12 protein-coding genes are annotated in these 11995 nt (G+C 71.6%); 10 read left to right on the top strand and 2 right to left on the bottom strand.

Features of this window, described 5'->3' with window-relative positions; translation table 11 throughout:
• Positions 1–23: 23 nt before the first annotated feature.
• The 7 genes from OIE53_RS17210 to OIE53_RS17180 all read left to right on the top strand — a co-directional run bounded on the left by OIE53_RS17210 (position 24) and on the right by OIE53_RS17180 (position 8031).
• A complete protein-coding gene (locus OIE53_RS17210) occupies positions 24–581 on the top strand; it encodes a helix-turn-helix domain-containing protein (protein ID WP_327022559.1) in 558 nt (185 codons plus the stop codon).
• Positions 574–1413, top strand: a complete 840-nt coding sequence (locus tag OIE53_RS17205; RefSeq protein ID WP_327022558.1) for an SRPBCC family protein — start codon at positions 574–576, stop codon at positions 1411–1413. Before OIE53_RS17210 ends, OIE53_RS17205 begins: the two co-directional genes overlap by 8 nt.
• Positions 1414–1780: 367 nt before the next feature.
• Positions 1781–2962 (top strand): hypothetical protein, encoded by a 1182-nt coding sequence (locus OIE53_RS17200; protein ID WP_327022557.1) that lies wholly within the window; start codon positions 1781–1783, stop codon positions 2960–2962.
• Entirely contained in the window at positions 2959–4473 is a 1515-nt protein-coding gene (locus OIE53_RS17195; RefSeq protein WP_327022556.1) for a hypothetical protein, read from the top strand. Before OIE53_RS17200 ends, OIE53_RS17195 begins: the two co-directional genes overlap by 4 nt.
• A 214-nt stretch (positions 4474–4687) precedes the next feature.
• Positions 4688–6853 carry a putative bifunctional diguanylate cyclase/phosphodiesterase gene (locus OIE53_RS17190; protein WP_327022555.1) on the top strand — a complete coding sequence of 722 codons (2166 nt, stop codon included), beginning with the start codon at positions 4688–4690 and terminating at the stop codon, positions 6851–6853.
• A gap of 37 nt (positions 6854–6890) precedes the next feature.
• Complete coding sequence (locus OIE53_RS17185; protein WP_327022554.1) at positions 6891–7649, top strand: MerR family transcriptional regulator; 759 nt, start codon at positions 6891–6893, stop codon at positions 7647–7649.
• A gap of 55 nt (positions 7650–7704) precedes the next feature.
• Positions 7705–8031 carry a putative quinol monooxygenase gene (locus OIE53_RS17180; RefSeq protein WP_327022553.1) on the top strand — a complete coding sequence of 109 codons (327 nt, stop codon included), beginning with the start codon at positions 7705–7707 and terminating at the stop codon, positions 8029–8031.
• Between the two features lie 26 nt (positions 8032–8057).
• On the opposite strand, the gene OIE53_RS17175 is transcribed toward OIE53_RS17180, so the two are convergent.
• Complete coding sequence (locus OIE53_RS17175) at positions 8058–8312, bottom strand: hypothetical protein (protein WP_327022552.1); 255 nt, start codon at positions 8310–8312, stop codon at positions 8058–8060.
• Between the two features lie 220 nt (positions 8313–8532).
• On the opposite strand from OIE53_RS17175, the gene OIE53_RS17170 reads away from it, so the two are divergent.
• The 3 genes from OIE53_RS17170 to OIE53_RS17160 all read left to right on the top strand — a co-directional run bounded on the left by OIE53_RS17170 (position 8533) and on the right by OIE53_RS17160 (position 11484).
• Positions 8533–9636 (top strand): hypothetical protein, encoded by a 1104-nt coding sequence (locus tag OIE53_RS17170; RefSeq protein ID WP_327022551.1) that lies wholly within the window; start codon positions 8533–8535, stop codon positions 9634–9636.
• Between the two features lie 73 nt (positions 9637–9709).
• Positions 9710–10984: an RNA polymerase sigma factor gene (locus tag OIE53_RS17165; protein WP_327022550.1), complete on the top strand. Its 1275-nt coding sequence runs from the start codon at positions 9710–9712 to the stop codon at positions 10982–10984.
• Positions 10985–11103: 119 nt separating this feature from the next.
• The gene (locus OIE53_RS17160; RefSeq protein WP_327022549.1) at positions 11104–11484 is read left to right on the top strand and encodes a YciI family protein; all 381 of its coding nucleotides are present in this window, start codon (positions 11104–11106) and stop codon (positions 11482–11484) included.
• A 41-nt stretch (positions 11485–11525) separates the two neighbouring features.
• Here the strand turns inward: OIE53_RS17160 and OIE53_RS17155 are convergent, their stop codons facing one another.
• On the bottom strand, positions 11526–11969 hold the full coding sequence (locus tag OIE53_RS17155; protein ID WP_327022548.1) for a MarR family winged helix-turn-helix transcriptional regulator: 444 nt from the start codon (positions 11967–11969) through the stop codon (positions 11526–11528).
• Positions 11970–11995 lie beyond the last annotated feature (26 nt).

The raw sequence follows: 11995 nt of genomic DNA, 5'->3' as shown, positions 1-11995 counted from the left end.
GTACGTACAAGCTGATTTTTGCCATGAGAGACGTCCTGTACCTGGAGCAGATCGAGCAGGCCGAGACCCTGCTCAAGCCGCAGCGTGTCGAGGTGCTGCGGCAGTTGGCCGAGCCGCGCACCTGCACCGAGGTGGCCGCCCGACTGGAGCAGACCCCGCAGCGGGTCTACTACCACGTCAAGCAGCTGGTCGGGGCCGGGCTGGTGGAGCAGGTCGACCAGCGCAAGGTCCGCGGCATCACCGAGGGCATCTACCAGGCCGCCGCCCGGTCGTACTGGCTCTCGCCCCGGGTGGTGGGGCGGATCGGGCTGCGTCGCACCCGCGACGAGTTGAGCCTGGGCTACCTGCTGGACCTGATGGAAGAGGTCCAGGCCGACGTCGCCGCCCTCGACCGCAGCGCACCCGAACTGCCCTCGATCGGCGTCTCCGGCGAGATCCGGGTGCCGGCCGAGCGCCGGCAGGAATTCCTGCACGACCTCCAGTCCGCGTTACAGGAGTTGTTCACCCGCTACGGCGGCGCCGAAGGTGACGCCTTCAAACTCGCCGTGGCCTGCTACCCGAAGGAGACCGACCGTGACTGAACCGATGACCTTCGCCGTACGCCTGACCGCACCGATCGCGCGGGTGCACCAAGCCCTGACCGATCCGGCCGAGTTGCGGATCTGGCTGGCCGAGCATGTTGAGGTCGACCTGCCGAAGCGGTACGAGTTCTGGGGCCGCTACACCCCCGAGGGCGAGGCCCCGCACCAGCGACTGCTGCACGTCGACGACGAGCGGCTGCGCTTCGCCTGGTTACTCGACGGTGAGGAGACCACCACCGAGATCACCCTGAGTCCGGACGGGCCGGACGTCACCGTGCTGCACCTGTCGCAGACCCACTACGACTTCAACGACGTCGTCAACGGCACCAGCATCCGGGGGGTGCTCCTGACCTACTGGGCGCTGGCGACCGCCAACCTGGGCGCCCACCTGGAAGGCAGCCCACTGCTGCCGAAGACGGACTTCACCAGCGCCGATTTCCGCGCCGAAATGGTCATCAACGCCCCGGCCGACAAGGTCTGGGAGTCGCTTACCGACTCGGAGCAGGTGACCGCCTGGTTCGGCTACCCGATCGGCATCGAGCCCTGGGTCGGTGGCCGGTACGCCATGGGCGGCCTCGAGCACGGTGACGCCGCCAAGATCGTCGACCTGGAGCCGGGCCGGCGGATGTCCGTCGACTGGGGAGCACCCGGCGTGACGACCTTTGAACTGGCCGAGTCCGACGGCAAGACCAGGCTCACCTTCGTGCAGAGCGGCTTCGACGAGCAGAACCCTCCGTACGCCGCCTGGTCCGGCTCCGTCTCCGGCCTAGCCGAACTACGCCGCTTCCACGAGATCCCCAACTGGCAACCCATCTGGCTCCCCACCCCCTAACCCGCTCTCTCCCCCCACCCCACCCCCACCCTCCCGCGCCGATTCGCCCCGTTGATCATGAGGTTGGCGGCAGTCGTTGATCTCCACACTGCCGTCAACCTCATGATCAACGGGGTGTTTCGGGCGTGAGCGTGTATTGGCGACCGGAAGTGCTAGATCGGCGGGGTGAGGGCGGGGGGTGGGGCGCGGGGGAGGGGTGGCGGGGAGGGTGGGGATTGACAACTGCGGTGATGTCAGCAGTCTTTGGCGCTCTATGAACCCGGCACGACACCAGTCGGTCAGACCGGGACCGTCCCACCGCAAGGCGGGACTACCAATCATGTGCTCACCAAAACGCACTGAGAGGTAACGGCTAGGGTGGCGTGTCGTGACGAGCAGCGAGCAGCGGTTGGCGGCGATTCGGGGTGGATTGCCGCCGCGGCGGCACAACGCCCGGACGATCGCGGCGTTGACCGGTAACCCGGGTTGCAACCGCCGGGCGATCCTGGACGGGGCTGGGGTGGACAAGCCGTCGGTGGCCGAGCGGATTGGCTTTCCCGCCCGGTTCGGCCAATCCCGGTTCGCCATCACCCGGGGTAACGCGTTCGAGGCGCAGGTGAAGGCCGACGGGGGTGCCGAGTTGCTGCGCCTGGTGGCCGAGCGGCTCGGGGTCGCGGTGCCGGCGGTGGCTAGCTGGACCGATCTCGGTGCCGGCGAGGAGGTGGCCGATCGGGCGCAGCGCTCCGCCGCCCTGCTCACCGCAGCCGTGACACCGCAGGTGCACGAGCCGGAAGTGCCGGTCCCGGGCCAGGCGCAGGGCATCGACCCGGCATCGACGCCCGGCCAGGCGGACCCGGACCAGGCCCAGGCTGCGGCGTTGTTCGATCATCCGTTGTTGGGGTTGGAGGTCGCCGGGCGGCGGGTGCATCTGGAACCGGACCTGGTGGCCGCGCGGCTGGGCGGCCGGTTCCACGTGGTCGAGATCAAGTCTTTCCCGGTCGTCGACGGGCAGGCCGACGGGGCCAAGCTGGCCGCCGCGGCGATCCAGTCGGCGGTGTACGTGCTGGCCCTGCGGGAGCTGCTCGCCGCGCGGGGGCACGATCCGCAGCTGGTGTCGCACGAGGTGGTGCTGATCTGCCCGCGCGACTTCACCAACCAGCCGGTGGCCCACCTGCTGGACGTCCGCAAGCAACTGCTGGTGGTACGCCGACAACTGGACCGGATGGATCAGCTCGACGAGTTGCTGGCTGCCGTACCCGCCGATTTCACCGCCGATCCGGCCGCTGACCCGGCGGCCCTGGTAGCGGCGCTGTCCCAGGTGCCGGCCCGCTACGCCCCGGATTGCCTGGCCGCCTGCGAGTTGGCGTACTTCTGTCGGCACGAGGCGCGCGGGCAGACCGGGGCGCTGGGCCGTCCGGTCCGCGAGGCCCTCGGCGGCATCGACCGGGTGGAGGAGGTTCTGGCGCTGGCCGCCGGTGACCCGGTGGCCGACCCCCAGCGGGCCGAGGCCGCGACCCTGCTCCGCACCGCCGCCCGCCTGCGCACCGAAGCCCTCGGTGGGGCGGCATGAGTAGCTTGCGGGCGTTGGCGGCGGCGCAGGCGGTGGCCGCCGGGGTGGCCCAGCCGGTCGCCACCGTCCGGCACCTGCATCTGTCGCGGCGGCCCCTGGTGTTGGTGCCCCTGGCCATGGCGGGGGAGGCGAACGCCCCGCTGGCGGCGATGGTCGGCGCGGCACCGGGCGAGGGGCGGCTGCTGATCGTGCCGCAGCCGCGTAACCGGGATCAGCGGTTCGCCTTCGTGGCCGAGTTGGCGGCCACTGTACTGCCCTATGTGGACTCTCATCAGGGCGCCAACGAGGCGGTGTCGGTCGACCGGGGACGGGAGGTGCGGTACCGCTACCTGGACGCACCCCAGGTGCTGGTGCCGAATCCGGCCGGGGTTACCTTCCTGCGGCTGCTGGGTCGGGCCACCCGGTTCCGGCGGGTCGACGGGGAGTATCCGGTGCCGCCGCAGGTGCCGTTGCTGGGGCGGTGGCTGACCTTCTTCGCCGAGCGGGCCGAGCATCCGGGCTCGGCGACCCTGGTGGCGATGACCCAGGCGTTGAGTCTGCACTGGGCTACCGGGCAGAGCGCGGTGGAGGACCTGCACCTGCCGGCCCTGCTCGGGTGGATCGCCCCGCCGTCCGGGATGACCGGTGCCGAGGCGGCGGCGTACGCCGAGGATCCGGTCCGGTGTCCGCCCGCCGGTCCGGCCACCGACCCGGGTTTCGACAACGAGCGGCTGGCCCCGGCCATCGAGGCGTACGCGGCCGCCGAGGCGGACGAGGTGGCCCGGGGTGAGGCGTACGCGGAGCTGGAGAAGTTGCTGCGCGACCAGTTGACGCCCACCTGGGAGCTGATGTGGCGCGGGGTGGGGTTGTTGCGGGCGCTGCCGCCCGGCGCCCGGGTGCCCGCCCGGTGGGAGGGTGACCGGGACGCCTTCACCGCCTACGCCGAGCATGTCGACGCCGAGGGTGCACCCCAACCGCGCCGCGACGGTGCGGTGGCGGCGGCCGCCCGGCTGCATCGGCTGGAACGGGCCGCAGCCCGGTACGCGGTGCAGCGCGCCTACGACGATCCGTTGGTGATGGCCGAGTACCGGTTGACCGGGGAGGCCTTCGTCGGGGAGGTGGTGTTGGCCGATCCGGGGCGGGTCGACGACAGTGGTCGACGGCCGGTGTTGCGTCCTCGGATCCAGGTGGTCACCACCGATCCGGTGCTGGTGGGGGTCGGTGCGGCGCTGTCCAGCCCGACTCGGCCGGGGCAGAAGGCGCGGGTGGTCTTCGTGACTCCGGGGGCCGAGGGCAGGACCGAGGTGGTGTTGGAGCTCTCCGGCGGGATGGGTCGCGGGTTGACCGCCACCCCGGGCAGCGTGCCTGAGGTGGGGGAGCGGCTGTGCTACACCACCCTCAGTGAGGCGTACGTACCGGCCGGGACCTTCCCGGCGGTGGAGGAGACCCCCTGGACCCACGGGGGTCCTCCCGGCCCGACCGGCGAAGGGTGGTCGGAACATCTGCCGCGCCCCGAGGAGGAGTGGAGATAGACCCCGGGGGCAGGTGATCGTCGCCCAGCGTGGCCTCCCGCTAACCGATGACGATGATCAATTGATCGCAGGGTCCGTCGGGTTGCGGACTCCGCCCGGCTGGATCTGGCGGCGCGGTCGTCGGCATGGCTAGTCTTTTCCGGATTTGCCAGGACCGGTCCTCGCCGTCGAGGGTGCGCGATCGAGAGAAAGCCGGAGCCACGACGTGTCGCGGATGGACATCGAGCAGGCACCTGCGGGGTCGGCCGGGCAGTCCCGGTCAGCCCGCGTCGGGGTGCTCGCCGCAGGCGCGGTCGTGGCCGTCGAGACCATCTGGTTGGCCCTGGCCCTGCCGGGTGCGGCCCTGGTCAGTGACCTCGGTGCGCTCATCGTGGCCGGCTGGGCGGCACTGGCCTGTGTGGGGGCCGCCCGCCGGCATCCGCGGCCGTTGCGTCGGTTCTGGCTGCTGCTGGCCGCCACCATGCTGCTCTCGGTGGCCGGCCGGGCACTGTGGACCGTCCAACGGCTGGCCGGTCAGGAACTGCCGCACACCCTGCCGGTCGGGCTGATCTTCACGGCGAGTCTGCTGACCGGGACGGTAGCGGTGCTGTGTGCGCTGACCGCGCCGCGTACCTCCCTGGGGCGGGCGTTGGCCCTGCTCGACGGGTTGATCGTCGGGCTGGCGTTGATTCCGATCGGCTGGCTGCTGCTGTTCCGCAACGTGGCCCTGGTGGCCGACGCCATGTACGTGTCCTGGATGGCCGCCGGCACCTACCAGACCGGCACCCTGGTCGACGTGCTCTGGCCGCTGAGCTACCTGCTGATCGGGGCGGCCACCCTGCTTCCCGCCCCGCAGCGGTGTGATCAGGGCGAGGAGGCCAGCGAGGCGCCGCTGCCGCCGTGGTGGCGGGTGACCCTGCCGTACCTGCCGGTGGGTGGGGTGATCGTGGCGGCCCTGCTGGCCCGGGACGTCTCCGGGCACAGCCCGCTGCCGGTCTTCCTGGCCCTGCTGGCCCTGCTGGCGGCGTTGGCGGTGCGACAGATCCTGGCGGCCAACGAGAACCTGCGTCTGGTGGGGCGGCTGCGGCAACTCGCCTATGTCGACCAGCTCACCGGGTTGCCCAACCGGTTGGCCTTCATCCGCCGGCTGCGGTCCGCCCTGGGTGGTGCCCAGCCGGTCGCCGTCCTGCTGCTCGACCTGGACGGCTTCAAGCAGGTCAACGACCGGTTCGGGCACACCACCGGGGACAACCTGCTGACCGGCCTGTCGAGCCGGATGCGGGGGGCGGTGGCCGACGACGGGCTGATCGCCCGGATCGGTGGGGACGAGTTCGCGGTGCTGGTCACCGGTCGCGCGGCCACCCCGGAGGGGTTGGCGGAGCGGTTGTTGGCCTCCCTGCACCCCTCGGCCGGGGAGGAGGTGGTCGGGGTCCACCCCTCGGCCAGCATCGGCATCGCCGAGTACGGGCCGCAGCACGAGTCGTACACGGATCTGCTGCGTGATGCCGACATCGCGATGTACGCGGCCAAGGCGGCCGGCAAGTCGGCGTACCGGCGGTGCACCCCGGCCCTGCGGGAGTCCGCGGTCAGCCGGGCGGAGCTGATCGCCGACCTGCGGCGGGCGGTCGACGAGCAGCAGTTGCACCTGGAGTTCCAGCCGATCGTGGACCTGGCCACCGGCACGGTACGCAGCGCCGAGGCGTTGGTGCGGTGGCGTCATCCCCGGCTGGGCACCCTGAGCCCGGGGCGGTTCCTGCCGCTGGCCGAGGAGACCGGGCTGATCCTGCCGATCGACCGGTGGGTGATCCAGGAGGCGTGTCGGGCGGCGGCCACCTGGCAGGACCGGGTTCCGGCGGCCACCGTGGCGGTGAACATCGCGGCCTCCCACCTGCGCCGACCGGATCTCATCGCCACCGTCACCGAGGCCACCGCGGGGGCCGGACTGGCCCCGCGGGCCCTGACCCTGGAGCTGACCGAGTCGGCGTTGATCGAGGGCAGCGAGGCGGTGCTCGACCGGCTGAGTCAACTCCGTGAGCTGGGCATCCGGATCGCCATCGACGACTTCGGCACCGGCTACTCCTCGCTGAGCTACCTGCACCGGATCCCGGCCACCGAGTTGAAGATCGACAGGTCCTTCGTGGCCCGGCTCTCCGAGGACACCCGGGCGTACGCCACGGTGGAGATGGTCACCCGGTTGGCCGGGGCGTACGGCCTGGGGGTGGTGGCCGAGGGGGTGGAGACCGAGCGGCAGCACGACGCGGTGGCCGCGATCGGCTGCGTGCAGGGGCAGGGCTACCGGTACGGGCGGCCCGCCGCCCTGGACGAGTTGCGTACCGTCCTGGCCCGCTGCGGCCCCGCCCCCGTGGCCGATGTCGCAGAATCGGACTTGACCCTCACGTAACGGCAGGCGGGACCGTGGTTGCCGAAGGGAGGGAACCATGGCGTACACCGTGGGTCAGGTCGCCAAGCTGGCCGGGGTGACCGTGCGGGCGCTGCACCACTACGACCAGATCGGGTTGCTGTCGCCCAGCGGGCGCACCGCCGCCGGCTACCGCCGCTACAGCGAGGCGGACCTGGAGCGGCTGCAACTGGTCCGGTACTACCGCGAGCTGGGGTTCCCGCTGGAGCAGATCGCCGAGATCCTCGCCGACCCGGCCGGTGACCGGGACGCGCATCTGCGCCGTCAGCACGAGCTGCTGACGGTACGGATCAAGCGGTTGCAGGAGATGGTCACGGCGATCGAGTTTGCGATGGAGGCGAGCAAGTTGAACATTCCACTGACCCCGCAGGAGCGTTTCGAGGTGTTCGGTGACTTCGAGCCGGAGGCGCATGCCGAGGAGGCGGAGCAGCGCTGGGGCGGCACGCAGGAGTTCCGGGAGTCGAATCGTCGGGTGTCCGGCTACGCCAAGGCGGACTGGCTGCGGATCAAGGAGGAGTCCGAGGACTGGGGGCGGCGGATGGTCGCGCTGATGGCCTCCGGGGCCCCGGCGGACAGCCCGGCGGCGATGGAGTTGGCCGAGGAGCACCGGCAGCACATCAGCCGATGGTTCTACGAGTGCTCGTACGAGATTCACACCGGGCTGGCCGACATGTATGTCGCCGACGAGCGGTTCCTGGCCCATTACGAGGCCATGGCGCCGGGGTTGGGGGCGTACCTGAACGAGGCGATCCACGCCAACGCGATCACCCGGGCGTGACCTGGGGGTGGCTGATCGCCGGTTCGAGGGCCGGGAGATGTCGGGGCGGGGGAGTATGACTGGCGTGGTCGATGTCCCGATCCGCGGAGGTCCGAAGGTGTTGATAGTCGCCGGCACGTTGTATGTCGATCCCGTCGAGCGGGACGACTACCTGGCCACCTGTGTCGAGATCGTCAAGCAGGCCAGGTCGGCACCCGGCTGTGTGGATTTCGCCATCAGCGCCGATCTGGTGGAGCCGGGACGGATCAACGTCTACGAGCGGTGGGAGTCCGAGGAGCAACTGTTGGACTTCCGCGCTTCCGGCCCGGAACCGGAGCAGCAGGTCGCCATCGTCGGCGCCGAGGTGCACCGGTTCCGCATCATCGAGGTCGAGTCACCCTGACCCCTGCCGTCGGTCTGCGGCGGGGGTCACGGGGGACGCCGCCGGGTCAGCCGGGCCAGGAAGGCGGCCACCGCGGCGGGTTCCCCGGCGAGTTCGTGGGGACGGGCGGGCCCGCACAGCGCCCGCAGCAGGGCGGCTAGCCGTCCGGCCCGGTTGAGGGCGTTCGAATCGCCGTCGAGGAGCAGGTCGGCGGTGTCCCGGTCGAGCCGGCGGGTCGGGATGCTCATCTCGTGGCGCCGTTCGTCATGCACCCGTCCGCCCTCGGCGACGGGTCCGTCCACTCGTTCGCTTGATTGGCGCTACCGCTGCTGGATGCGTCACACCCGGCCTTGTCCGAAGGCGGACAGGAGGAGTTAAACCACCAACTCGTCCTTGTTAATCCCCCGATCGGGTAATTCGTCCCAGGTCAGCCGTGTCCATGGTGGTGACCTGCGCCGTTAATCACTGTGACACCCCCTCTGCTGGCCTGCGGTTGCCTACATGCGCGGCGAAGGAGTCGGCGTGGCGAGGACTGATTCGACGGGTTCGACCTGGCGGTACCGGTGGGCGCGCCGGCAGAACGAGCGCCGACGGCGGCTGTTCCGCAGCGCCGAGGGGGCCTGGCGGCGACGGGACGAGGAACTGCGCCGGCTGCGTACGCTGGCCGAACAGTGCCACGGTTCCGCCGCAGCGGGTGCCGGGCTGCCGCTGGAACTGGGCCCCGACGAGATCGTGCTCCGGGTGGTGCCGGCGGCCCGCCTGGTGGAGGTACGGCACATCGCCGTGCTGCCCGCCCCGGAGTTGACCGTCGGAGAGGTGCCCCGGCGGATGCACCGCCGGCTGCCCGAGGGGGTACGAGCCACCGACGCCGGCATAGCGGTGATCACCAACCGGCGGCTGGTGCTGCTAGGTGGGCGCGGCCGGCGGGACTGGGCGTACGGGCGGATCTCCGGCCTGGCCCACGACCCGCAGGCCCCGGTCACCCTGATCCAGGTGCTCGACCGGCGGCGTACCTCCGGGGTGTTGCTGCCCGCCGACGCGGCGGCCGAGTTCCGGTTCCTGCTGACCCTGGCCTTCGCCGACGCCATCGAGCAGCGCGAGGCGGTGATCGCCCAGCTCGACGAACTGATCGCCGAGCACGCCAAGGCCCGTCCGTGCCGACCGGGCATCGCCACCCCCGCCCAGGCCCGGCTCTCGGCCCTGCTGCCGGGCGGTAGGCGGACCGCGGTGGTGGCGGTCGCCCTGGCCGTGCTGGTGCCGCTGGCCCTGGCCAACTCCGGCCCCTCGGGCCCGACCGGCCGGGAGCGGGCGGTGGCCGCCACCCCGGCCCCGGCCGCCACCTCGAAGGCGCCCCGGCTCTCCGGCTCACCGCCGGCCCGCCGCGCCAGCCCCACCCCCCAGGGACGCTGCGGCGCCCCGGTCAACCCGATGGGGTACGACTTCTGCGCCGGTGAGCGGATCCGCAAGCCGGACCCCGAGGTGTGCGAGCACTTCGACTGTGTGCCCGGGTTCTGGCAGGGACGGGGTCACCTGGTGCAGTGCGCCAACGGCAAGATCAGCCTGGCCGGTGGCAGCCCCAAGGCGTGCGGCCTGCACGGCGGGGTCCGCCGTACCGTCTTCACCTGACCCAAGTTCGGCGAAACGGGCCTCCTTGCGGCGGATGGTTGCCCGGGGCTGACCGGTTTGGTCTGATGCGGCCATGGGAGTCACCGAGGTCAATCGGACCATCGACGCGGTGTGGCGGATCGAGTCCGCACGGGTGATCGCCGCCCTGGCCGGGTTGGTACGCGACATCTCCTGGGCCGAGGAGTTGGCCCAGGACGCGTTGGTCGCCGCCCTGGAGCAGTGGCCGCGCGACGGCATACCGAACAATCCGGGTGCCTGGCTGACCGCGGTCGGCAAGCGGCGGGCCATCGACGGTCTGCGGCGTCGGCAGGTACGCGATCGCAAGGTCGCCGAACTCGGCCGCGACCTCGGCGCGGAGACCTTCACCCCGGACTTCGACGCGGCCTTCGAGGAGACCATCGACGACGACCTGCTCCGACTGATCTTCACCGCCTGCCATCCGGTGCTGACCCCCCAGGCCCGCGCCGCCCTGACCCTGCGGATGGTCGGCGGCCTGAAGACCGAGGAGATCGCCCGGGCCTTCCTGGTGCCGGAGTCCACCATGGCCCAGCGGATCACCCGGGCCAAGAAGACCCTGGCCGAGGCCAAGGTGCCCTTCGAGGTGCCCGGGGTGGCCGAACGCCCGCAGCGCCTGGCCAGCGTCCTGGAGGTCACCTATCTGATCTTCAATGAGGGGTACGCCGCTACCGCCGGGCAGGACTGGATGCGTCCGGCCCTCTGCGAGGACGCCCTGCGGCTGGCCCGGATGCTCCAGGCCCTGATGCCGAACGAGCCGGAGGTGCACGGGCTGGCCGCCCTGCTGGAGATCCAGGCCTCCCGGACCGGGGCGCGCACCGACGCAGCCGGGGAACCGGTGCTGTTGTTGGAGCAGGACCGCCGACGCTGGGACCGGCTGCTCATCCGCCGGGGCCTGGCGGCGCTGGAGCGGGCCCGGGCGAGCGGGGACCAGCCTGGGCCGTACACCCTTCAGGCGGAGATCGTGGCCTGCCACGCCCGGGCGGGCACCCCCCAGGAGACCGACTGGGGACGGATCGCGGCGACCTACGCCGCGCTGGCACGGGTGGCACCCTCGCCGGTGGTGGAACTGAACCGGGCGGTCGCGGTCTCCTTCGCGCAAGGGCCGGCCGCCGGCCTGGCCCTGGCCCGCACCCTGGTCGAGGACCCGGTGCTGGCCCGCTACCACCTGTTGCCGGCCGTGCTCGGTGACCTGTTGGCCAAGCTCGGCCGCTACGCGGAGGCCGCCGCGGAGTTCACCCGGGCGGCCGAGCTGACCGGCAATGCCCGGGAACAGCGGCTGCTGCGTGACCGGGCGGCGGACTGTGCCGCCGGAGGGCCGCCGAGGCGCTGAGAAGACTCCGGAAGAAATTCCGGCGGCGATGTCGAATCCCGGTCGGGCCGCCCGACGCGTCAGTGACAGCCCGCCTGACAGGCCCCACCGATCGACGAGAACCAGAAGAGGGACGACCGATGCGTTACATGATCATGCACAAGCTGGACGAGCAGACCCCCGAGCTGTGGCAGCCGGACGAGGCTTTCATCGCCCGGATGGGGGCCTTCATGGGGGAGGCCAACCAGGCCGGTGTCCTGCTCGCCGCCGAAGGGCTGCGGCCCAGCAGTGTGGACTCCGGCCGGATCACCGTCACCGGGGGCAAGGCGACCGTGACCGACGGACCGTTCACCGAGACCAAGGAACTGATCGCCGGGTTCGCCCTGCTCCAGGTGCGGGACAAGGCCGAGGCGATGCAGTGGGCTCAGCGGTTCACGGACATCTTCATCGCCGCCGGTGCCGAGGTCGAGGTGGATGTCCGCCGGGTCACCGAGTTCGAGGATCTGGCCCCGCCGGCCTGACCGCCGTCGCAGGGGACCGGCTCGGCCCACCGAGCCGGTCCTCAGCGGTGCTCGGCCACCTGGTCGGCCAGTCGGGACAGCGCCGGTGCGGCGGCCAGCAGCCGCTCCCGGTCATCGGGGTCCAACTGCGCCAGGGCGTCGGCCAGCAGGTCGCTGCGGTGCTGGCTGTAGGCGGCCATCCGCTCCCGCGCCGCCTCGGTCAGGCCCAGCCGGACGGTACGCCGATCGCCGGGATCCCGCTCCCGGCTCAGCAGCCCCGCCGAGGTCAGCCCACTGATTAGGGTGCTCACCGTGTTGGCGGCCGTGCCCAGGCGCTCGGCGGCCTCCCGGACACTGATCCCGGGCTGGCGCTGCACCAGGCGCAGCACCTCCACCTGCGCGTCCGGCAGCACCCGCCGACCGGTGCGCTGACTGGCCGTGCGGCGCAGCACCCGGTGCAGGTCACCCAGGGCCACGCCGAGTTCGGCGAGGGTCTCCTCCGTCACAGTGCGCCCCCGTCTCCGGCAAATGC

Source organism: Micromonospora sp. NBC_01739 (genome assembly GCF_035920385.1).
Classification (GTDB): Bacteria; Actinomycetota; Actinomycetes; order Mycobacteriales; family Micromonosporaceae; genus Micromonospora.
Note: the sequence above shows the minus strand (reverse complement) of the source record. Positions and strands in the feature narration are given on the sequence as shown.